The 22,017-nt window shown below is 54.1% G+C and carries 22 protein-coding genes; 12 read left to right on the top strand and 10 right to left on the bottom strand.

Going from position 1 to position 22,017, the window contains the following annotated elements; translation table 11 throughout:
• Window positions 1-205 precede the first annotated feature (205 nt).
• The 4 genes from NIG5292_RS06245 to NIG5292_RS06260 all read right to left on the bottom strand — a co-directional run bounded on the left by NIG5292_RS06245 (window position 206) and on the right by NIG5292_RS06260 (window position 3,852).
• Window positions 206-838, bottom strand: coding sequence for a queuosine precursor transporter (locus tag NIG5292_RS06245; protein ID WP_048598803.1), 633 nt, complete (start codon window positions 836-838; stop codon window positions 206-208).
• 111 nt (window positions 839-949) lie between these two features.
• The gene (mepA, locus tag NIG5292_RS06250) at window positions 950-1,870 is read right to left on the bottom strand and encodes a penicillin-insensitive murein endopeptidase (RefSeq protein WP_048598624.1); all 921 of its coding nucleotides are present in this window, start codon (window positions 1,868-1,870) and stop codon (window positions 950-952) included.
• Window positions 1,854-3,230: an MFS transporter gene (locus NIG5292_RS06255; RefSeq protein WP_048598625.1), complete on the bottom strand. Its 1,377-nt coding sequence runs from the start codon at window positions 3,228-3,230 to the stop codon at window positions 1,854-1,856. Before NIG5292_RS06255 ends, mepA begins: the two co-directional genes overlap by 17 nt.
• A gap of 73 nt (window positions 3,231-3,303) precedes the next feature.
• Window positions 3,304-3,852 (bottom strand): acyl-CoA thioesterase, encoded by a 549-nt coding sequence (locus NIG5292_RS06260; protein ID WP_048598626.1) that lies wholly within the window; start codon window positions 3,850-3,852, stop codon window positions 3,304-3,306.
• Between the two features lie 147 nt (window positions 3,853-3,999).
• On the opposite strand from NIG5292_RS06260, the gene NIG5292_RS06265 reads away from it, so the two are divergent.
• On the top strand, window positions 4,000-4,293 hold the full coding sequence (locus tag NIG5292_RS06265) for a YggT family protein (protein ID WP_048598627.1): 294 nt from the start codon (window positions 4,000-4,002) through the stop codon (window positions 4,291-4,293).
• Between the two features lie 14 nt (window positions 4,294-4,307).
• On the opposite strand, the gene NIG5292_RS06270 is transcribed toward NIG5292_RS06265, so the two are convergent.
• The 3 genes from NIG5292_RS06270 to NIG5292_RS06280 are packed head-to-tail and all read right to left on the bottom strand — an operon-like array spanning window position 4,308 to window position 6,839.
• Window positions 4,308-5,078, bottom strand: a complete 771-nt coding sequence (locus NIG5292_RS06270; protein ID WP_048598628.1) for an FkbM family methyltransferase — start codon at window positions 5,076-5,078, stop codon at window positions 4,308-4,310.
• Window positions 5,075-5,476: a DUF6165 family protein gene (locus tag NIG5292_RS06275; RefSeq protein WP_048598629.1), complete on the bottom strand. Its 402-nt coding sequence runs from the start codon at window positions 5,474-5,476 to the stop codon at window positions 5,075-5,077. Before NIG5292_RS06275 ends, NIG5292_RS06270 begins: the two co-directional genes overlap by 4 nt.
• Window positions 5,469-6,839 (bottom strand): tetratricopeptide repeat-containing glycosyltransferase family protein, encoded by a 1,371-nt coding sequence (locus NIG5292_RS06280; RefSeq protein ID WP_048598630.1) that lies wholly within the window; start codon window positions 6,837-6,839, stop codon window positions 5,469-5,471. The genes NIG5292_RS06275 and NIG5292_RS06280 overlap by 8 nt, the downstream gene beginning before the upstream one ends.
• Here NIG5292_RS06280 and NIG5292_RS06285 point away from each other — a divergent pair.
• From NIG5292_RS06285 to yaaA, 3 genes are read left to right on the top strand one after another with little or no spacing between them, the layout of a single operon-like run.
• Window positions 6,817-7,350, top strand: a complete 534-nt coding sequence (locus NIG5292_RS06285) for a hypothetical protein (protein WP_143081913.1) — start codon at window positions 6,817-6,819, stop codon at window positions 7,348-7,350. The two genes, NIG5292_RS06280 and NIG5292_RS06285, sit on opposite strands and share 23 nt — an antisense overlap.
• 11 nt (window positions 7,351-7,361) lie before the next feature.
• Window positions 7,362-9,398: a DNA helicase RecQ gene (recQ, locus tag NIG5292_RS06290; protein WP_048598632.1), complete on the top strand. Its 2,037-nt coding sequence runs from the start codon at window positions 7,362-7,364 to the stop codon at window positions 9,396-9,398.
• Window positions 9,399-9,448: 50 nt separating this feature from the next.
• Window positions 9,449-10,222, top strand: a complete 774-nt coding sequence (yaaA, locus tag NIG5292_RS06295; RefSeq protein ID WP_048598633.1) for a peroxide stress protein YaaA — start codon at window positions 9,449-9,451, stop codon at window positions 10,220-10,222.
• Here the strand turns inward: yaaA and NIG5292_RS06300 are convergent.
• Window positions 10,210-11,964 carry an ATP-binding protein gene (locus NIG5292_RS06300; protein WP_053084843.1) on the bottom strand — a complete coding sequence of 585 codons (1,755 nt, stop codon included), beginning with the start codon at window positions 11,962-11,964 and terminating at the stop codon, window positions 10,210-10,212. The genes yaaA and NIG5292_RS06300 overlap by 13 nt on opposite strands.
• Window positions 11,965-12,083: 119 nt before the next feature.
• Between NIG5292_RS06300 and NIG5292_RS06305 the strand changes: the two genes are divergently transcribed.
• Window positions 12,084-12,287: a hypothetical protein gene (locus tag NIG5292_RS06305; RefSeq protein WP_048598634.1), complete on the top strand. Its 204-nt coding sequence runs from the start codon at window positions 12,084-12,086 to the stop codon at window positions 12,285-12,287.
• Between the two features lie 35 nt (window positions 12,288-12,322).
• Here NIG5292_RS06305 and serA read toward each other — a convergent pair whose 3' ends face one another.
• Together serA and NIG5292_RS06315 are read right to left on the bottom strand one after the other, a co-directional pair.
• Window positions 12,323-13,918 carry a phosphoglycerate dehydrogenase gene (serA, locus tag NIG5292_RS06310; protein ID WP_048598635.1) on the bottom strand — a complete coding sequence of 532 codons (1,596 nt, stop codon included), beginning with the start codon at window positions 13,916-13,918 and terminating at the stop codon, window positions 12,323-12,325.
• Between the two features lie 104 nt (window positions 13,919-14,022).
• Window positions 14,023-15,162 (bottom strand): phosphoserine transaminase, encoded by a 1,140-nt coding sequence (locus NIG5292_RS06315; RefSeq protein WP_048598636.1) that lies wholly within the window; start codon window positions 15,160-15,162, stop codon window positions 14,023-14,025.
• Between the two features lie 248 nt (window positions 15,163-15,410).
• Here NIG5292_RS06315 and serB point away from each other — a divergent pair, with 248 nt between their 5' ends.
• The 7 genes from serB (at window position 15,411) to NIG5292_RS06350 (ending at window position 22,014) form a co-directional block, all read left to right on the top strand.
• Window positions 15,411-16,271: a phosphoserine phosphatase SerB gene (gene serB, locus NIG5292_RS06320; RefSeq protein ID WP_048598637.1), complete on the top strand. Its 861-nt coding sequence runs from the start codon at window positions 15,411-15,413 to the stop codon at window positions 16,269-16,271.
• The gene (locus NIG5292_RS06325) at window positions 16,264-17,022 is read left to right on the top strand and encodes a TSUP family transporter (RefSeq protein WP_048598638.1); all 759 of its coding nucleotides are present in this window, start codon (window positions 16,264-16,266) and stop codon (window positions 17,020-17,022) included. Before serB ends, NIG5292_RS06325 begins: the two co-directional genes overlap by 8 nt.
• Window positions 17,023-17,033: 11 nt before the next feature.
• Complete coding sequence (gpmI, locus tag NIG5292_RS06330; protein WP_048598639.1) at window positions 17,034-18,530, top strand: 2,3-bisphosphoglycerate-independent phosphoglycerate mutase; 1,497 nt, start codon at window positions 17,034-17,036, stop codon at window positions 18,528-18,530.
• Window positions 18,531-18,607: 77 nt separating this feature from the next.
• Window positions 18,608-19,645 (top strand): murein hydrolase activator EnvC family protein, encoded by a 1,038-nt coding sequence (locus NIG5292_RS06335; protein ID WP_143081912.1) that lies wholly within the window; start codon window positions 18,608-18,610, stop codon window positions 19,643-19,645.
• Between the two features lie 51 nt (window positions 19,646-19,696).
• Window positions 19,697-21,034: a S41 family peptidase gene (locus NIG5292_RS06340; protein WP_048598640.1), complete on the top strand. Its 1,338-nt coding sequence runs from the start codon at window positions 19,697-19,699 to the stop codon at window positions 21,032-21,034.
• Between the two features lie 6 nt (window positions 21,035-21,040).
• Window positions 21,041-21,523 carry an RNA pyrophosphohydrolase gene (locus tag NIG5292_RS06345; protein WP_048598641.1) on the top strand — a complete coding sequence of 161 codons (483 nt, stop codon included), beginning with the start codon at window positions 21,041-21,043 and terminating at the stop codon, window positions 21,521-21,523.
• Window positions 21,520-22,014, top strand: coding sequence for a hypothetical protein (locus NIG5292_RS06350; RefSeq protein WP_048598642.1), 495 nt, complete (start codon window positions 21,520-21,522; stop codon window positions 22,012-22,014). Before NIG5292_RS06345 ends, NIG5292_RS06350 begins: the two co-directional genes overlap by 4 nt.
• The last annotated feature ends 3 nt before the right edge of the window (window positions 22,015-22,017 follow it).

The following is a 22,017-nucleotide window of genomic DNA, read 5'->3' on the forward strand; positions in this document are numbered from 1 at the left end:
GCAGCCCTTTCGAGATCAAGGAGGTGGGTAGGTTAGATACCAGCGTCGCGCTGGTCCCACTTCGGGGCTATCGCCCTAAGGTCTGCCGTTAGAGGCGCGCCTCCCGAATTGTCCCGTTACCTGTCTCCAATGCTTCTCTGATCACTGGATCACCTCCTTCCGTTTTGTTTCCGATAACTGAATGTTTGCACAGCTATCTAAAATCTCAAACAGTTTTTTGCGGTCCTTTGCCCAAGCTAGCGACAAGCAGCCGAAACGGGATAAGTGCGATCAAGGCAAGTGATAGTTTCACCATCCAGTCAGCTACGGCCAGCGAGACCCAAAGCGGCGCAGGTCCACCGACGCCCAAGATGGGCAAAACATCGCCAGCCCATGATACATCGTTGGCAGGCTCGATGAACGACAGGCTTGCCGAAAATGCGATGGTGAAGAACAGCGCCGTATCAATGGATGATCCAATCACAGTCGATGCCAGCGGGGCTCGCCACCAAGTGCCGTTGCGCAGGCGATCAAAGATTGCGACATCAAGCAATTGTGCGACCAGGAAAGCTGTACCTGATCCAAGCGCGATGCGTAGGGTTACGGCAGGGCCGAATTCAAGCATTACTTGCGTGCCGACCAGTGAGCAAATGACGCCAACGACAAAGCCTGAAAACACTACGCGGCGCGCAGCGCTTGGGCCATAAAGGCGGTTCATCAGGTCGGTGACAAGGAAGGCGATAGGGTAGGTGAATGCACCCCAAGTTAGCCAATCGCCGAGAAGAAATTGTACAAGAATGTTTGAAGCGACCACGACAGCGGCCATAGCCAGAATGCCTGGCAGGTAAGAACGTTGCATAATGTAGATCCGTTTTACAAGGTTGCGGAGACTCGGCCCAAGCGCGTGCACGATGGACACGCTGCGTTTAGGCGCGTTGTGCAAACCTTGCAAGAAAAACCTAAATGTTGGCTAGTCCGCGCGTAGGACCGCGGTGCATTGCGCGGGCAGATCGTTCAGCGTTAATTCGCGTCGTTTCTGCGGTGGCGGTGCGTTGGGATCAGGGGGTGGCGGATCAAGGATGTCGCGGACCCATTTGCGCGCGTCATCGCAACCGTCGCCCTTAGGCGGTGCCGGCTGACTAACGCACGCGGTATCGCCTTTGGGACAGTTTAAGCGGACGTGAAAATGATAGTGGTGACCCGACCAAGGCCGAATTTTATTGAGCCACGATTTGTCACCGGTTTCAGCATCACACATGGCAACTTTTGCACCTGGAAAGACAAAAATCCGCGCAGTGCGGCTATCTTTTGCCGCAGCCCGCAGGATGTTCATATGCGCAGGCGTCCAGTTGTCGTTGGTATAGGCGCCTCGCGCGCGCCGTGTAGAGATTGACGATATATTTTCCCGCTCGGAGGCTGTGAGGTTCAACCGCTGGGGCGGAAGCATCCAGACATCAATGCCAAGTCCCGTTTGGTGACTGCGATGCCCCGTCAGCATTGGGCCACCACGGGGCTGCGCCATATCGCCGATGTAAAGACCCTCCCAACCAGGTTGGGTAGCTGCAAAGCGTGATAGCTTCTGAACATAATCAATAGTGTTGGGATGCGCCCAGTTTCGACCGCGCGACAGGCGCATTGCTTGCCATGTTGGCCCTGTCTCGGTCAATGCCTCGGCACCTGCTAAACAGCCTTTTGCGTATCCGCCGATCGCTTGTGGTGTCGTGGCTGCTGGCGTTTTCGCGGCTCCGAATTGCACTTTGGCAAGTGTGGTGCGCTCGGCCTGTGTCAGGGTTGGCCGCTTTGTTTGTGCGCCTGAAATATCACGGTCTGAACTTGCCCCGCAGGTAGCTAAAAATGTTGTTGCTGCAATTGCGCTAAGTACTCGTCTCATACACTTCCCCTTTCGGATTGACCCACCTTAGCAAGATAAGCCCCAGAAGGAACAACCCCACGACAGGCGCGATGCCCAGACGCGGAGAGTTGGTAATCGTCGTTGTGATGCCGATCAATGCAGGGGCCAGAAATGCTGTTGCTTTGCCGGACAGGGCGAAAAAGCCGAAGGCCTCGGTCGGGCGCTCTGGGTCGGCGTGGCGCACCATCAGCGATCGACTTGCCCCTTGCAGCGCACCGCCCGCGCCACCAATAACCGCGCCGCAGATATACATGACGATGTCGGGAACTGCGCTGCCTTGGGGCAGGGGCACTCCGAAGAACATCTCGCGGGACATAGCAACCAAGCTGATGCAGACTGAAACGAGCGCGAAAATACAAAAGATGATGACGGGTTTTGGACCAAATCGTTTGTCGCACACACCGCCCACATAGGTGAACAATGTCGCGGCTAATGCGCCTGTGATGCCAAACACGCCGATCATTGTGATGGACCAGTCGAGCACCAATGCCGCGTAGACGCCACCAAAGCTGTAAAGGCCGTTAAGCGCGTCGCGGTAGAACATGGACGAGCCGAGATAGCATGCAAGACTACGCCTTTTCACGATTGCCCCAAAAGACAAGCGCAGCTCACTCAAGGCGGCAGAAACAGACGTTTTCTGATGTTGTGACGTGTCCTCGCGAACCCACAAAAAGAATGGTATCATAAACAGCGCAAACCAAAGGGCTGTGAACGGCCCAACGGATCTGGTGCCTTCGCGGGCATCAGCATCAAGACCCAAGATCGGATCAAGGCCAATGAATGTTTTGCCCGCATCGCCCTCGGCAAAAAAGAGCAACATGATCACAAGTGAGACCACACCACCGGCATAGCCAATTGCTAATCCCGCGCCACTGATCTTGCCAACTTCGTCGCTTGGCCCAAGACTTGGCAGCAATGCATTGGTGAAGATAAGCGCAAATTCGGCGGCAATGAATGCCACACAAAACATTGCCAAAGCCAAATAAAGCCCCGTGCCGTCAGGTTGCAAAACCCACATGAAGCACGCGGAGAGCACGAACAAAATTGAAAATCCAACCACATAGGGTATGCGCCTGCCAGAGCTGTCGGCGTAGGCGCCAATGAACGGGGCAGTGATGGCAATTAGCAGGCCTGTGGCAGTTTGTCCCCAAGACCAAAGCGCTTGGGATTGCGCATCAGCGGTTGCTTCATCAAGTCCCGCCCCCATGAAGTATTGCGTGGCGACCACTGCAAAATATGGTGCAAAAATGAAGGTCCACCCAAGTGTGTAGAAGGGCTGCGCGGCCCAGTCGAAAGCCATCCAGCCCCAAACGCGCTTCTTCAATTCGGTGTTCGCCATAGGCCCGCACATTCCGCAGATGTATCACAAAGAATAAGACGCGGGACGGGGGGCGTTTGGCAACCCTTGGTTTTCAGGGCTCAGACAAAATTTTCGGTGGCCAAGGACGGGTTGCGTCTGCATCGATCCAGTTTTGCACCCATTCGGGTGGTGTCGGGGATGTAGTTATGTCCTGGCCGAGCTGCTGCAAAACCAAAGCGGGCGGCACAATCCCGTTAGGGCCTGTTACTGCAGACCGATAGAGCGCCTGATTGGCGGTTTCGCCATTCGCTTTGATCATCACTTGCTCAAGATAGATGAACCGCTCATCCCAGCACAGCGCGCGGCCTTTGGTTTCGAACTTTTCAAACGGTCTGATGCGGCGACGATAGCGCACGGACACTCCGGCCATGGTCAGGCCCCAGTTGTTTGCGCGGAGAACTTTAAGCAGTCCCGTGCGCTTTGCCAGCACCGTGCGGTTCAGATCAAGCAGCGTAAGGATGCGGCCGTTGTTCATCTCAAAGTAGTAATCGATGTCCTGTGGCCAACAGCGGTGCGTGCTGGTGTGCGTGCCTGTCACCGAAATTGGCGCGGCGTTTCGATGGGCAATAAGTTCTTTGATGACACGAATGATGGGATACATGGGTTACGACCTTTCATCCCTTAGATAGGTATCTTTACAGGCGCGTCACGGGGTAATTTCAGTGCCTAACGTCACGGAAAGCAGTTGTTCTTGAACTGATGCGCGCTTACCTATGCACAAACAAGAGAAACAAAGGGGCCGCTACCCATGCAATCGCTTTACGAAATTCTGATGCTGATCCTTGATGTGATTTGGTTTGTTATGATTGCGCACATCTTGATGTCGTGGCTTTTGAACTTTCAAGTGTTGAATATGGGCCAGCCGATCGTTGCGCAAATCTGGTACGGGCTGAACCGTTTGCTTGAGCCGATTTACACGCCGATCCGCCGTTTTCTGCCGGACATGGGCGCGCTTGATCTTGCTCCATTGGTGGCGTTCATCGGTTTGATTGCGGCACGGATTGTGTTGCAAAATAACGCGGGCTTCTTCTACGGGTTCTAAGTGGATTTGCGGCGCTAGATTTTTATAAAATCACGATGCACGAACAGATCATCGGGGCCGCAAAATTCAATAAGCTCGTAGCCATTAGCCCGCATGATCGCAGGAATTTCGGGACCGCTGGTGTTGTTTTCAATACTCCAGCTTTTGACGCGGTGCGCTGCAAATGGAAAATCCTCTAGGCACTGGACCTCGCCGCCTTCAATATCAAGGCTGACGAAGTCGGGGTGAGGGATGTCTAGGTCCAGAAGAAGCGTGGACAGCCGCCGCGTTTCGACCTCAATCACTTCTTCTTTGTGCCGTTGATCGGCGCGAACTTTCGCCAGCATATTGGTATCGTAACTCTCGGCGAGACCACTCATCTGGGTATAGCCCTGCTGCACCTCTATAAAGCTGGCCGCGCCATCATTTTTGCTCACTGCAAACCCAAGGCACGGACAGCGGCGCACTGTTTTGGCCTTTTGCAAATTGCGTGGAACAGGCTCTACCAATGCGCCGGTCCAGCCCCGAAACACCTCCAGAAACAGCGTATTTGATCCGGTGATGCCGTCAAAGCCACCTACATCAACGAATGTCCCAGGCTTGCCGCCAAACAACCTATCGATGACTGCGTCTTGGCCCGCTTGCGACGTGTAGCGGTAGTCAGGGGAATGCAGCCGAATTTCGTGCAGTTGACGATTAAGTGTTGCCCGCGAGCGGTCCTTGCGATTTTTCAAGGCGGCGTTGATGGCCGCCTCTGCTGCTGCAAGATTGCGTTTCCCCTCGCGGAGGTGTTCTGAAGGCTTCATGCGCTTTTGCTCATTGGGGCGTAGGATTTTTCTTCAACAATTGCAGAGCCGAGGTGAACGTTGATTTCGCGCTTTAGGCGCGCGCGTTCATCGTTCGTGACGTAGACGGCTCTGGCAAGGTCAACGAATGCATCGCCGAACGACCTGTTGCGCTCACAAATGCGGATGTCATCCTCAATGTCCCAAAGCTTGGCATTCACCTTCTGCAACGCGTCCGTCAGCTTGGTGAGTTGCGTTGATGGGGCTATGTGTTGCGCCGCTGTATCCTCTAAAATACGCAGTTCATACGCCACGTTTTTAAGTTTTTCTGCATCAGCGATTTTTTCAAGCTTAAGGCGCAAAATCGTTATTTTATCCAGTACTTCACCGGGCGAAACGGGGGTGAGTATGTTATCCATGTGGGGTTTTCCAGCTACTCATTAAACTCTTCAAATCACTTACAACCTCATCGAATACCGCATCCCAATCCCGGGGTTTTGGTTGGCGATAAAGGCGCATGTTGGGGTACCACGGCGTTGTCGTGCTGCTCTTGCCATAAAGCCAAAAACCGTCCCAATGCAGCAGGTTCCAGACGGGTTTCCCAAGGACGCCTGCAATATGCGCGATGGCGGTATCCATGGTTACGATCAAATCCATCTCGGCAATGACCGCGGCACTGTCAGCAAAGCTGCGATCAGACGAAGCGAGATCAACAATTAGACCTGAGGTGCCATCTCTGTGAAACGCATCAAGGTAGGGGCCTTTGTAAAGCGAGTAGCATTGCACCTCATCAATGGCGGCCAGACGGAGCAAGTGTTTATGATCAAACCTGCGAGAGTCATTGCCCTTGTATGTGGCAGAGCCGGACCAAACGACACCAATTTTGAACAGGTTTTGGTGCGGGGAAACATCGCGCTTGGCGTGGCTGACGCTGTCATCTGGTAAAGACAGTTTCGTACATTCCGGAATACCAATACCACTTGCGAAAGCATGCATGGGTATGTCGAGCATACTGGTCCAAACGTCGAATTCCGGCGCATCAGCCGGGTCCGAGATGAGCAGATCCACACCTTTAATTTTAGCGAGCATAGGCGCGATTTGGGGCTTTGCGAGTAATATGACGCGCGCACCTAGCGAGGCTAACCATGGCATAAATCGAGCGAATAAAACGCAATCACCAAAGCCCTGTTCGGGGAAAACCATGATCGTTTTGCCGGCGATATCTTCACCTGCCCACTTGGGCTTTGCAACTTTTGGTGGGGTTATTTCCGCTTGCTCCCACCGTGCCTGATAATGGGCAAAGCCTTCCGCATAATTTCCCGCTGTTAGGTGTGAAAAAGCCAACTGCATCCGCAATTCAGCATCATCGGGGTAGGTTTCAACGGCCTTGCTTAGGTATGTGATTGCCCTGTCCAGATCACCGGCGATGCGCATGCTTCGTCCGGCGAGGGCGATCTGATCGGGGCTGTCTGGCGCCTTTGCAATCAGCTCAAGTCGCAGCGCGCATGACTGCTCAAGCTCACCCATATCCCCCAGAATATTCGCCAGATTGTTGTGCATATCGCCCGAATGGGGATCGAGCGCGAAGGCCCGCTTTTGAGCTAGCAAAGCCTGTTCGTAATTCTTCGTTTTCCGCAGCAATATACCAAAGTTGGTCCACGCGCCCGCGTCCGCCGGATGCCGTGCCAGATAGCGCGCATAGAGGGGCATCGCCTCTTGCCATTTACCTGACAAGTGCAGCGCGTCTGCCCTTTCCTTCATGGAAATTGGCTGTGTTTTCATCTCGATACTCAATTACTCAATAAAACTCTCATCAGAGCATCTCTTTCTTAGGAGCAAATTAGGTTTTTTTTGTGAAATAAGAGAGATGAATTACTTAATCGTTAGTTTGTGTGTCTGTTTTATATTTGGGTTGGGCTGTGGCGTTTATGTGCTGCGGGACTTTGGTTTTGGTGGTTTGCTTGTTGGCATAGCCCCCGCGTTTCTGCATAGTTTGGCGTTTGCTTTGGCGGGTTGGCTGCTGTTTGAGCGCCGTATCGCGGTGCTTGTGTGGTGTGTTTTTCTGGCAGCGATCGGTATTGGCTTTGAATTGGCACAAAGTATGATTTTGCCCGTTTGGCTTCCAAATATGCTGCGCGCATACAGTGCCCACGGTTTTTTTGATCCTTTGGATGTGGCCGCAACGGCACTTGGTTTTTTTGCTGGGTATGCACTCATTGGGTGGCGGCGGGGCACCTCTATATCTTGTGGTACTGGCAGTGGCATGGCACATTGTAGGCAGCAGCAGATATAGACAGGCCTTCAATGAAAAACCCGCAGAGCATTTTGCGTGACACGTTTGGATTCGATGATTTCCGCGTGGGACAGCACGAGATTGTAGACGCCGTGATAGCGGGCAAAAACACCTTGGCGATTATGCCAACAGGTGGAGGAAAATCGCTGTGCTTTCAGCTTCCTGCTTTGGTTCGCGACGGGTTAACTGTTGTGATATCACCGTTGATTGCGTTGATGCGTGACCAAGTTCGTGCGCTTCAAGAAGCTGGTGTCGCGGCGGGTGCATTAACCTCAGGCAACACCGAAGAAGAAACGCAGGCTGTATTTGATGCCTTGTCCGAGGGCCGCCTGAAGCTGCTTTATATGGCACCAGAACGGCTTTCGGGAACTGCAACTTTCAACATGTTGCAGCGGTCTAATGTCTCTTTCATTGCGGTAGACGAGGCCCATTGCGTCAGCCAGTGGGGGCATGATTTCAGGCCTGATTACTTGCGGATTGGGGAGCTGAGGCAGGGTCTGAATGTACCTCTTGCTGCGTTCACGGCGACCGCCGATCAAGAAACACGCGAAGAAATTGTTGAAAAGCTGTTTGCGCAAGAAGCCCCAGAGACGTTTTTGCACGGCTTTGACCGGCCCAATATTGCCTTGGCTTTTGATGTGAAAAACAGCCCACGACAGCAAATTCTGAACTTTGTTGCTGCGCGTAAAGGGCTGAGTGGCATTGTCTACACAGGGACCCGCGCCAAGACGGAAACTCTTGCGAATGCGTTGCGCGACGCTGGGCACAGTGCGTGCAATTATCACGGCGGTATGGAGCCTGAGGCCCGCCGCGAGGTGGAACGCCGATTTCAACAAGAAGATGGGCTAATCGTTTGTGCAACAGTTGCGTTTGGCATGGGTATCGACAAGCCTGACATTAGATGGGTCGCGCACGCGGATTTGCCAAAGTCGATCGAAGGCTATTACCAAGAAATTGGGCGGGCCGGTCGCGATGGGGCACCGGCTGACACGTTGACACTTTTTGGTCCCGATGACGTTCGTTTTCGCCGCACACAAATTGATGAGGGGCTTGCCCCAGCTGAACGGCGCATCGCAGATCATGGTCGCCTGAATGCGCTGATGGGTTTGGCAGAAGCGCTCGGTTGCCGCCGTGTTCAACTGCTGGCTTATTTCGGGGAAACGTCCGAGCCGTGTGGCAATTGTGATCTTTGCGACACCCCTGCGGATACATTTGACGCCACGACACCCGTACGCATGGCCCTGTCGGCAATTTTGCGCACAGGTGAATGGTTTGGCGCGGGTCACCTGATCGATATTTTGCGCGGGGACAAAACCGAAAAAGTGTTAGCGCGTAGCCACGATACCCTGCCAACTTTTGGGGTCGGGACCGAGTGGAGCAAGCGCGAGTGGCAGGCCATTTTCCGGCAAATGATGGGGCATGATTTGGTACGCCCAAACCCCGAGCGCCACGGTGCACTGACGATGACCGATCGTGCACGCCCGATTTTGCGCGATGAGGAGGGTATCACCCTGCGTCGTGACACGATCCAAGCAACACGTATGGGTCCGGCGGTAAGAACATTGGTTGGCGAAGAAGACGCGCCGCTTTTGTCCGCCCTAAAAGCTAAGCGACGTGGCTTGGCTGAGCGCGCCAATGCGCCAGCTTACGTGATTTTCAATGACAAAACCCTAATAGAGATGGCGCAAACACGGCCACAAACTTTGGATGATATGGCGCGAATTGGCGGCGTGGGTGCCAAAAAGCTTGAGCGGTACGGCGCTGAATTTTTGCAAGTAATCGCGGGTGAAGTCGCCGCAATGCATCCGCAGCGGCGCAAGATGGCAGGTAAATCCGAAGGCTCGACTTATGATCGATTGCTTGAGGTGCAAAGTGATTTGATGCGCGGCGAAGATGGTACGGCCAAACCGCTAAGTTGTTCTGCATCCCTGCTTGCACGTTTGGTAAAGCAGCGTCCGCGTGATCTGAGCGGTGTCGAGCGGGTGCTTGGCGATAAGCGTGCGGACAGGTTTGGCGATGCGTTTCTTGAGGTGCTGCGCGAGGCTTGAGATTAGCGGAGTTTCCTCTAAATCATTCATGAACGACGAGGAGTGCAGCAATGCTGGTTACAATTTCGCCCGCCAAGGCCCTGAACTGGGACGCACAAGATGGCGTTGCCATGACCGATCTACAGTTTCCCAATGAAGCGCTTGAGCTTGCTCAGGTCTCACGTGACCTGTCGATTGATGAGTTGCGCAAGCTTATGCACATCAGTGAAGATTTGGCACAGTTGAACGCAGACAGGTTTGCGGCCTACTCCAAGAACCCCGCTACGGACGCGGTTCGGCCTGCAGCGCTAGCGTTCAATGGCGATACTTATCAGGGCCTTGAGTTCAAAACGCTTGACGAAGACGCTGTGCAATATGCGCAAAACCACCTGCGTATTTTGTCGGGGCTTTACGGCGTTTTGCGTCCGCTTGACGGGATGCAGCCCTACCGCCTTGAAATGGGCAGCCGTTTAAAAACGGATCATGGCGCCACGCTTTACGCCTATTGGGGTTCGCGGATCGCAAAAGCATTGAATGCGCAAGCAGAAGAAGTTGGCGCGACTGCTTTGGTCAATTGTGCCAGCCAAGAGTATTTTAAGGCCGTAGACAAAAAGACGCTTAACATCGACATCATCACGCCCAAGTTTTTGGAAAACAAAGACGGTCGTTCAAAAATGGTTAGCTTTTACGCCAAACGTGCGCGTGGGGCGATGGCGCGTTTTGTGATTGAAAACCGCGTGACAGATTTGGATGGCGTTAAACAGTTCGACAGTGGTGGTTATGTTTTTGAGCCAAGCGAAAGCGATGACAAGACGCTCACCTTTGTGCGTCCTTACCTTAGCTGATCTTGTGCAGTATCTCCGCTTAGGGGGAGTGCGTCGTCCGGTCGATAGCGGCTGATCATTTCAACGATCTGGTTTTTCTTAAGCGGCTTGGCAAGGTAGTGATCAAGGCCGCATTCCAAAAGCTCTTGCGCGTCACCGTTCATGATGTGTGCAGTAAGGGCGCAGATGGGAGTCTGAGCACCCCAATCAGTTGCCCTGATCGCGCGTGTCGCATCTCTTCCGTCAATTTCTGGCATCGAAATGTCCATAAAGATTAGGTCGGGATCAATGTTGGCCGCGGCTTCGATGGCCTCTTTTCCGTCATTGGCGAATGTCACATCCACGTTCAGCGGCTCTACCATTTTGGAGAAGACAAGACGGTTTGTGGCGTTGTCTTCGGCGGCCAAAATCCGCATTTTTCGTCGCTCGGAAACTGGCTGATCGTTGGCTGTTTCAACTTGCAGGGTTACGCCAAAAACCGATCCATCGCCCTCAATCGAGTTGACCCAAATTGTGCCGTTCATCAGTTCTACCAATTGTTTGCTAATGGCGAGGCCAAGCCCCGTGCCGTCAAACTGGCGGTTCTGAGTTGCCTCTACTTGGTTAAATTCGCCAAAGATTTTAGATAACTTAGAGGCGGGAATGCCGATCCCTGTGTCTTCAATTTCGATGCTGAGCGTTGGGGGTGATACTGCAAAACTTCCGCTCACACGAATTGAAACGGCCCCTTCGGAGGTAAACTTGATCGCATTTCCTACGAGGTTCGTGATGATCTGGCGCAGCCGCCCAGGATCCGCGATGAGAGTATTCGGCACGTAGGAGTTTAGATCAAGATCAAGCTCGATCCCTTTATTTTCCGCAGCAGGCCGCAGCAGCATAATGACTTCGGATAGCAATTTTTGCAGGTCGAAAGGCTCAGGGAAAAGTGAAAGACGCGCGGCTTCCATTTTGGAAAAATCAAGCACGTCATTGATGATGACCAGCAGCGCCTCTGCTGAGTTATATATTGTGTCGACGAACAGTTTTTGTTCGTCATCAAGCTGTGTATCGCGCAGCAAATCGGACATGCCGACGATGCCGTTCATGGGGGTTCTGATCTCGTGAGACATATTGGCAAGAAAAGCCGACTTGGTGCGGTTGGCTGTTTCCGCTTTGCGTTGGGCCACCTCAATCTCGCGCTGATGTGTGATGGTTTCGGTAATGTTGATGACCAGTGATACGATGTCCCCGTCAGCGCCGCGACGGTCCATCACGCGCACATACTCGCCGTTCCACAACCGAACGGTCACTGGCTCCATTTCATCGCGCATCCAGCGTTGCAGCATCATTGTGCGCCAGTCAGAAGGCGTCATCTCGCCCGTGTCGATCAACCCTTCTTCGCAAGGGAGTTGCAGCATGATCTCAGGTTGGACTTCTTCCAGCCCGTCAAACAGCCGTACATAGGCGGGGTTTGACAGGATCATGCGGTTGTCTGTGTCAAAAATCGCGAAACCGTCGCGAACTGTTTCAATGCTGTCCCAAAGCCGGCGTTCGGTGCGGTCAACTTTTTCTTCAGCGATCGTCAGGTCCAATTTGACCCGTGTGGTTTCGCCGACTGCGGACACAACCGCTTTGCGCGTTTCAACAATCTCATCTGAAAGTCGGCGTGCATAAAGGCCAAGTTTGCGATTGGCAGCCATCAGCTCGCCCTGCTTGTGTTCAAGCAGATGCTCCGCCTTAAGGCGCAGGCGTCGTTCTTCGGAAAGCCGTTGGTTGATATCCATCCCCGTCCTCGTTTGGTGCTTCGTGTTGGCTAACGGTACGGTCAAAGTGATGAAAAAAGCGTTAGCGGCTGGCCAGTTGCGGCGTGCCCCCTAGTTCTTTTTGCAAATAGGAGTACGCAATGTTTGGTCCCTCACGTTCAGAACTTTGGTTTCGGCTGCTCGCGTCAATTGCTGGGCTGGCGTTCATGGTCATCGCGGTGAGTATTCGCGGCGTGTCCGGCATGGCGTGGGTAGAAGTTGTTGGTCTGTCATCCATTTTCTTTGGCGGTACGGCGGTTTGGGCTGGTTGGAAACTTTGGACACAAAAAGGCCCGCGAGGTTAAGCGCGGGCCTTTGTCGTACAATTGTGAAATGGCTGCTATTTTACGTCGAACGCAAGAGGCCGTACTTGTTTGAACATACCGGTAGTATTCAAAGCAGCGATCACGTCATCTGGAATCGGGTGGTCGATGTATAGAAGTGCGATTGCTTCACCACCAACCGCCGAGCGGCCCAATGTAAAGTTGGCGATGTTCACGCCATTCTTACCCATTGCGTTACCCAACAGACCGATGATGCCCGGCACGTCTTCGTTTGTGGTGTAGAGCATATTCTGACCGATCTCTGCATCAATGTTGATGCCTTTGATCTGAATGAAGCGCGGCTTGCCGTCGCTAAAGACCGTACCGGCTACAGAGCGCTCACGTTTGTCGGTAACAACGGTCACTTTGATATAGCCGTCAAACGCACCGGTTTTGTCTTGGTTTGTGGTGCTGATTTGGATGCCTTTGTCTTTGGCAATAACGGGTGCAGATACGACGTTCACATCTGGGTTGGCCTTTTTCATGATGCCAGCCACGACAGCGCAGTTCAGCGCTTCGAGGTTCATTTGTGCAACGGTGCCGTCATACAGAATGTTGATCGCTTTGATCGGCTCGTCGGTCATCTGACCTGTGAAGTTACCCAAGTGTGACGCCAGCTCAACCCAAGGGCCCATGACTTTGGCTTCTTCGGCCGTAATGGATGGCGTGTTAAGCGCATTCTCAACCGCGCCGGTCAGCAGGTAGTTGGCCATTTGATCGGCGACTTGCAGCGCCACGTTTTCTTGCGCTTCGGTTGTTGCAGCGCCCAAGTGTGGTGTGACGACAACGTTTGGCAAGTTGAACAGAGGGCTTTCAGTTGCGGGCTCAACAGCGAAAACATCGAACGCCGCACCAGCCACATGACCAGATTTCAGGGCCGCAGCCAGCGCATCTTCATCAACCAGCCCACCACGCGCGCAGTTGATAATGCGGACGCCCTTTTTCATTTGGGCCAGACGTTCTGCAGTGATCATATTGGCTGTTTGTTCGGTTTTTGGAACGTGCAGCGTGATGAAATCAGCCTTTTCGAACAGCTCATCCAACTCAATTTTGGTGACGCCCATTTTGTCGGCTTTTTCTTCAGACAAGAACGGATCAAAGGCCAGCACTTTCATCTTGAGGCCTTTGGCGCGGTCACAAACGATTCCACCGATGTTGCCCGCACCGATTACGCCAAGTGTTTTACCCGTCAGCTCAACACCCATGAATTTGGACTTTTCCCATTTGCCTGCATGCGTGGAGGCGCTTGCTTCGGGGATTTGACGCGCCACAGCAAACATCATCGCAATCGCATGTTCGGCGGTTGTGGTCATGTTGCCGAAAGGGGTGTTCATCACGATGATACCCTTTTTGGACGCGGCGTCTTTGTCGATGTTGTCTGTGCCAATTCCTGCACGGCCAATAACCTTCAGGTTGTCAGCCGCGTTGATGATTTTCTCAGTTGCTTTGGTGGCAGAGCGAATGGCCAAACCGTCATATTTTGGAATAGCGGCCAGCAGGGCTTCTTTGTCTTTGCCGAGGTCGGGCATGAAGTCCACATCAATGCCGCGATCACGGAAAATTTGAACTGCTGCTTCTGAAAGCTTGTCGGAAATAAGTACTTTAGGGGCCATGTTGCATGTCCTTTTGAATAAATGCCCCCGATGCGTTTGCGCGATCTGATGGGGCTGAATTTTGAGAGTGGGGAGCGCGCGAGGCATTTGCCTCGCGGTATCAATTAAGCGTCAAGCTCGGCGTGGAACGCCCAGTGTAGCCACGGCAACATTGCTTCAATGTCCGAGGTTTCAACAGTGCCGCCACACCAGATGCGCAGTCCGGCCGGTGCATCGCGGTAGGCACCCACATCAAGGGCAACACCTTCTGCTTCCAGCCGTTTCGCGACCGCTTTCGCAAAGGCGGCACCATCTGTGATGCGTGGATCTGTGAACTTCAGACACACAGAGGTGACCGAGCGCGTTGCGGGATCAACGGCCAGATTGTCGATCCAATCGTTGTTGTCGCAAAAATCCCAAATCGCTTGGGCGTTTGCTTGTGCGCGTGCTTTGAGGCCAGTGAGGCCGCCAACAGATTTGGCCCATTCAAGGGCGAACAGATAGTCTTCGACGCACAGCATTGAGGGCGTGTTGATCGTGGCACCAGAGAAAATACCATCGATTAATTTGCCACCTTTGGTCAGGCGGAAAATCTTTGGCAACGGCCATGGTGGCGTGTAGCTTTCAAGGCGCTCAACCGCGCGTGGGTTAAGGATCAAAATGCCGTGGGCCGCTTCGCCGCCCAGAACTTTTTGCCACGAGAACGTCGTTACATCCAGTTTATCCCACGGCAAAGACATCGCAAAAGCAGCCGATGTGGCGTCGCACAAGGTAAGACCAGCGCGGTCAGACGGGATCGCATGGCCGTTCGCCATACGAACACCGGACGTAGTGCCGTTCCACGTAAAGCAGACATCATTATCATAATTCAGAGAGGCCATGTCCACGATTTCGCCGTACTCGGCGGTGTGAACGGTGTGTTCGATTTTCAGCTGTTTGACTGCGTCAGTAACCCAACCCGCGCCAAAGCTTTCCCACGCAACCATCTCAGCAGGACGCTCACCAAGCAGTGACCACATGGCCATCTCATAAGCACCCGTGTCAGACGCGGGAACAATGCCGATTTTGTAATCAGCAGGAATATCGAGGATCTCACGTGTGGTCTCGATCGCTGCCTTCAGCTTGTCTTTGCCAACAGCTGCGCGGTGCGAGCGGCCCAGAGGCGCGTCACGAAGTGCATCAAGTGTCCAAGTGGGGGGTTTTGCGCATGGTCCGGATGAGAATCGCGGATTAAGCGGCTTTGTCGCCGGTTTCGTCGTCGTCATAATATCTATCCTTACAGATAAGTGCCCTTCGTTGGGGAAGGGTGTCCCACCGCCGGACATACGGGTGCTGCACCTGCGAAACAACTCCGAAAATGGCCCTGTGGCGGCAGGTCGCACACTTTTTGCGACGTATTTTGAGCGGATTGGAAACTTTTGCTGAAAAATCGCCGCTTTGCGGGGGCGCAAACAGGCCAGAGGGGTTGTGGCTTTGCGGGTGCTGGTGTGAATAGGAGCAAAGGAGACCCACCATGTATATTGCTTCGCTTATTGGCCCCCGTTTGGATGCAGCTTTGGTTGATGCGTTGCGCATGGCGTGGGGTGGCCAAGAACCGGTTCATCTTTGCCCGGGTGAGGCCGCTGAGTTCGCCATCGCAGATACCCCTTCCAATTTGTGGGACGTGTGGGCCGATCTTCAGCGTGAGCATGTTGATCTGGTCGTACAGCCTGCCTTTGGTCGTAAAAAAGCGATGCTTTTGGCTGACATGGACAGCACTATGATCCGCCAAGAATGCATTGATGAGCTGGCTGATGAGGCGGGTTTTGGGGAGCGCGTTGCCGCGATCACAGCACGCGCCATGAACGGTGAGTTGGACTTTGAGGAAGCAATTATCGAACGGGTCGGCTTGCTTAAGGGATTGCCCGAAGCAGTCATTCAAAAAGTGCTGGATATGCGTATTGAGATGATGCCCGGTGGGGCCACTTTGCTTGCCACGATGCGGGCAAATGGCGGTTACGCTGCGCTTGTTTCGGGTGGCTTCACGGCTTTTACTGAGGCCGTTGCCGCACAGCTTGGTTTTGACGAAAATCGCGCCAACAAACTATGTGTCGAAGCAGGCGTTCTGACGGGTGAGGTTGGCCGCCCAATTCTGGGGCAACAAGCCAAAGTAGATGCTCTTGAACAAATCACGGCACGCCTTGGGATTGGTGTCGAAGACGTGATTGCGGTTGGGGATGGTGCCAATGATCTGGGTATGCTGTCGCGCGCAGGAACTGGTGTTGCGCTTCATGCCAAACCATCAGTGGCTGAGCAGTGCAGTGTGCGCATCAACCACGGTGATTTGACTGCTTTGCTCTATCTTCAGGGATATTCGAAAGACCAGTTTGTTTGAGGTCGGCCCAGAGCTTCTTGCGCTTTTGCTGGCGGTCGCTTTTGTTGCGGGCTTTGTCGACAGCATCGCAGGAGGCGGCGGCCTGATTACGTTGCCAGTGTTGTTGCTGGCGGGGGCAACCCCGCTTCAGGCGCTAAGCACCAACAAAGTTCAGGGGTGTTTCGGCTCGGCCACGGCTGCGATCAGTTATGCGCACGCGGGATTGGTCAATTGGCGTAGCCAGTTTCGGTGGGCGGTGCTTGCGTTTGGTGCCTCATTGATCGGTGCTTTCGTCGCAAGTGCGCTGCCTATTGGATTGATCCGGGGTATCTTGCCGATGGTTTTGATTGGGGTTGCGCTGTTTTTTGCCTTTAAGCCTGACCTTGGAAACCTAGACCGCAAAGCGCGGCTGACGCCGGTGGTGTTTGGGCTGATCTGTGTGCCAATCGTTGGGTTCTATGACGGTGTTTTGGGGCCGGGTGCGGGTTCCTTTTATATGCTGGCGTTCGTCATGTTTGCAGGGTTCGGGGTGCTGAAGGCGACGGCGCACACGAAACTTCTCAATTTTGCCAGTAACATCGGTGGACTGGTGATGTTTGCGTTGGTAGCTGACATCTGGTGGGCCACGGGCCTTGCCATGGGTGTCGCGCAAATTGGTGGTGCAAGTGTGGGTGCGCGATTTGCAATGCGCGCCGGAGCGCGTGTCATCAAGGGTTTGGTGGTTGTGACTTCCGTGGCGTTGGCGCTGCGGCTAATGTGGGAATGGATCTGAGGAGTGCTGAGATGAAGCCTGTAGTTTTGTGTATTTTGGACGGTTGGGGACTGCGCGAGGAAGCGGATTTCAACGCACCAAAACTCGCCCATACGCCAAACTTTGATCGCATCATGCAGTGCCCTTCTGCGCAGCTTTTGACACACGGAAATGACGCCGGTCTGCCAACAGGTCAGATGGGTAACTCCGAGGTTGGTCACACAAACATTGGTGCGGGCCGCGTCGTCGCGATGGATTTGGGGCAAATTGATCTGGCGATTGAGGATGGCTCGTTCTTTGAAAATGCCCAGTTGCAGACGTTTATTTCGACACTTCAGCAAAGCGGTGGCACTGCGCATTTGATGGGTGTTGTCAGTGACGGTGGTGTGCATGGACACTTGCTGCACATTGCGGCGGCGGCAAAAGCGGTTTGCGACGCTGGGGTGCCGTGCGTGGTGCACGCCATTACCGATGGGCGCGATGTTGCGCCAAAATCCGCAGATCACTTTATGGCCGAATTGGCAGCAGCCTTACCACAGCAGGCCCGTATCGTGAGCGTTACAGGTCGCTACTTTGCGATGGACCGCGACAACCGTTGGGAGCGCGTCAGCACTGCATATAACGCGATGATCTGCGCCAAAGGTAATGCCGCCCAAGCCGCTGATGATGTCGTGCAAGCGGGCTATGCGCAGGACATCACTGATGAGTTTTTGCCCGCCAGCGTCCTTGACGGTTACGAGGGTGCCAAAGATGGTGACGGCTTTTTCTGTCTGAATTTCCGTGCTGATCGTGCGCGCGAGATTATGGCCGCTATCGCTGCACCCGCGTTCGATGGCTTTGATCGCGGGACCCCCGTTAAATGGGCTGCTGTCTTGGGTATGGTCAGCTATTCTGATGCGCATTCACGCTATATGTCGGTGGCCTATCCCAAGCAAAAAATCATCAACACTCTGGGCGCTTGGGTAGCCAAGCAAGGCAAGCGCCAATTCCGTCTGGCCGAGACAGAAAAATACCCCCATGTGACGTTCTTTTTGAACGGCGGCCAAGAAGAGCCAGAAGTTGGTGAGGACCGCTATATGGCGCCGTCTCCCAAAGTCGCCACTTATGATTTGCAGCCTGAAATGTCGTGCAACGAAGTGACAGAAAAATTCGTTGAGGCGATTGGGGCGGGGTATGATTTGATCGTCACCAACTATGCCAACCCGGACATGGTTGGACACACGGGTGATTTGGACGCTGCCATTGCTGCGTGCGAAGCAGTTGATGCAGGGTTGGGGCAGGTTCTGTCAGCGCTTGAAGCCGCCGGTGGGGTGATGATTGTCACCGCGGATCACGGCAACTGTGAGGTCATGTGGGACGCTGAAACGAACGGGCCGCACACTGCGCATACGTTGAACCCAGTGCCTGTGGCATTGGTCGGGCATGACGCAAAGCTCCGCAACGGTCGCTTGGCTGATTTGGCGCCAAGCCTTCTCAAATTGATGGGACTACCCAAGCCCGACGAGATGACCGGAGACGCGCTCTTTTGATCCGAACGGCCTTCATATGTCTTTTGTTGGTCAGTACATTTTTTGCGCCGCAAGTTTCGCTGGCGCAAAACGCTGGCATGACCGCGCAAGAGGCGGCAGACGCGGCTGCTGACGAATTGATCCGTGCGTCGATCGCGCTTGAGAATGCCGAAAGCGCACCAGATCGGATCACCGCGTTGACCGAAGTTGTTGATGCCTATGAAGCGGGCCTGAGCGCGCTGCGTTCAGAGGTGCGGCGCGCGGCCCTTCGTGAACAGGTACTGTCCCGTGAGCTGTCAGAAAAATCTGCGGAAATTTCGGGGCTGTTGGCGGTGATGCAGACAGTTGGCCAAGCGCGCGGCCCACAAGTAACGCTTCATCCCAACGGAGCATTAGGCACAGCGCGGGCGGGCATGATGGTGGGTGCTGTGGTGCCTGCACTTCAATCGCAAGCTGGATCGCTTTCGGCGCAACTGACCGAATTACAGATTGTCCGGTCCTTACAGGATGCGGCGCGTGAAGATTTGCTGGCGGGGCTGGACGGGGTGCAGACCGCGCGCACAGAACTAAGCGAGGCAATTTCACGCCGCACAGATCGGCCCAGACGGTTTTCCGAAGACCCGGTACGCATGGCGTTGTTGCTGGATGCCAGTGAAACGTTGGCGGCTTTTGCCTCGGGGCTTGCAGACCGTGGTGCTGCAGACATTGATGCAATCACACCTCTGAAAGGTAAGCTTTCGTTACCGGTTGATGGTGCTGTCTTGCGCCGTTTTGGTCAGCCTGATGCGGCAGGCATCGTACGGCCCGGCTGGATCATGGCGACTGCACCGCAGGCGCGGGTTACAACGCCAATGGCTGCGACTGTGCGGTATCTCGGCCCGTTTTTGGACTATGGCAATGTCATCATTCTTGAGCCGGCAACGGATGTTTTGGTCGTTTTGGCGGGGATGAAACGGGTGTTTGGCTCTGTCGGGCAGGTTCTTGAAGCAGGCGATGTTGTCGGGCTGATGGGCGGATCTGACGTAATTTTGAGCGAAACGACGCAGGTGGGTGGCGCATCACGCTCAGAAACGCTCTATATAGAATTAAGAGAAAACGATACGCCGGTGGATCCCGCCGAGTGGTTTGCACAGTAAAAATAAGCTGGGCCGTGCCGTAGCACCATGTTGGCCCCAGAGAGGAATGTGATGAAAAAACTTGTGATGGCTGCCGCCGTTGGCACTCTTTCGAGCGTTATTTTGACAACTCAAGTTGCCGCACCGTTGTTGGCGCAGGACACCCAATCCTCTGGCAATGTGTATCAACAACTTGATCTGTTCGGCGATATTTTTGAGCGCATCCGCAGCCAATATGTTGAGGAAGTAGACGAGGGTGAACTGATCGAAGCAGCGATTAACGGCATGCTTACGTCGCTTGATCCGCACTCAAGTTACTTACCACCTGCGGACGCAGAAGCGATGCAGGTTCAAACCCGTGGCGAGTTTGGTGGCTTGGGCATTGAAGTGACCCAAGAAGAGGGTTTCGTGAAAGTTGTGGCGCCCATGGACGGAACGCCTGCGGATGAAGCGGGGATTCTTGCGGGTGACTTCATCACCCACGTGGACGGTGAAGGTCTTCTTGGGTTGGGCCTTGATGAAGCTGTTGAAATGATGCGCGGCTTGGTTGGCACGGACATTGTCCTGACGGTCGTGCGCGAAGATATTGACGAGCCATTTGATGTCACAATCACCCGCGATGTGATCAAGCTAACGGCTGTGCGTGCCCGTACAGAAGGTGACACTGTTGTGTTGCGCGTCAGCACGTTCAACGATCAGACCTATCCAAACCTGAAAGATGGCTTGGAAGAGGAAATCGAGAAAGCTGGTGGTCTTGATGATATCAACGGCGTTGTGCTTGATTTGCGCAACAACCCCGGCGGGCTTTTGACCCAATCGATCCGCGTCTCAGATGCATTTCTGGAGAAGGGCGAGATCGTGTCTACTCGCGGCCGTGAGGCAAATCAGGGCGAGCGTTTCAATGCCACACCGGGTGACTTGATTGACGGAAAGCCATTGGTGGTTTTGATCAACGGCGGTTCTGCGTCCGCGTCCGAAATCGTTGCGGGTGCGCTTCAGGATCATCGCCGTGCGATTGTGATTGGGACGAAAAGCTTTGGTAAAGGCTCGGTTCAAACTGTCATGCGGATGCGCGGTGATGGTGCGATCCGCCTGACGACTGCGCGGTACTACACGCCTTCGGGCCGCTCTATTCAGTCGCTTGGGGTGTCACCCGATATCATTGTTGAACAGCCCCGCTTGGATCCGACGGACGCGGAAGATACGGATGCACCCGCGCGTGCGTCACGTTCCGAGGCAGACTTGCGCGGTTCACTTAACAACGACAGCTTGACCGAGGATGAGATTGAACAGATTGAAGCAGACCGCGAGCGTGCGCGTGCAGCCGCAGAACTTCGCACGGAAGATTATCAACTGGCCTATGCGATTGATATTCTCAAAGGGCTTAGTGCCCTTGGCCCGCAGGAGTAAGCAACCGTGACACCTGATGAAATTGCGGCGCTGCCGTATCGTCCTAACGTTGGCATTATGCTGGCAAACAAAGACGGCCATGTGTTTATGGCACAACGTTTGGACCGGTTTTCAGATGCGTGGCAAATGCCGCAGGGTGGCATAGACGAGGGTGAAGATGCCCAAGTCGCCGCACTGCGCGAGCTTGAAGAAGAGACTGGTGTGCCTGCGTCTGCCGTAACAGTTGAGGCCGAAACGGATGGGTGGATTCCGTATGATCTACCCCATGATTTGGTGCCGCAATTATGGAAAGGGCGCTATCGCGGCCAAGAACAGAAGTGGTTCCTTTTGCGATTTCATGGGGATGATGCGTTGATCAACATCGCCACCGAAGAGCCTGAGTTCTCAACGTGGAAATGGATGCCCGCATCGCAGATTGTCGATGCGATTGTGCCGTTCAAGCGCGGTGTTTACGAGGCCGTTTTAGCAGAGTTTCAGCATAGGCTATGAGCGTTTTGCGCGGCATGCTATTGGCGGTGATGCTTTGCACAGCGGGACAAGCGCAGGCGCTGAGCTGTCTGCGCGCAGATGCTGCTGCGACTTATTTGAAAGCCGCAAATTCAGATACGCAATACATGGTGGTTTTGGGGCGTTTTCTTTTTGATGGGAGTGCTTTGAAGACCGCCGCAGAAGATATGAAGCAGTCACGCCAAGCGCGACAAACGCCAGCGCGATTTAGTGGCTATTATCTGACGAAGGCTGGCTTTGTCGCGCCTTGGAGCAGCACGATTGGCCTGCAGGTGGATTGTGCGGCTTCATGGTGTGGAAGCCTGCAAAGCGGTGTGCAAACCCTCGCATTTGTGCAAACCAACGGGGCGGAGCACACGCTGCATCTTTCGCCATGTGGTGACACAACATTCGTCAATCCGAATGCAGATGATATCGGCAGTGTCGTTGCGTGTCACAAGGGCCGCCAGTGTGGATCGAACACGATACGCTAAATG

Origin of the sequence: Nereida ignava, from assembly GCF_001049735.1 — a bacterium.
Lineage (GTDB): Bacteria > Pseudomonadota > Alphaproteobacteria > Rhodobacterales > Rhodobacteraceae > Nereida > Nereida ignava.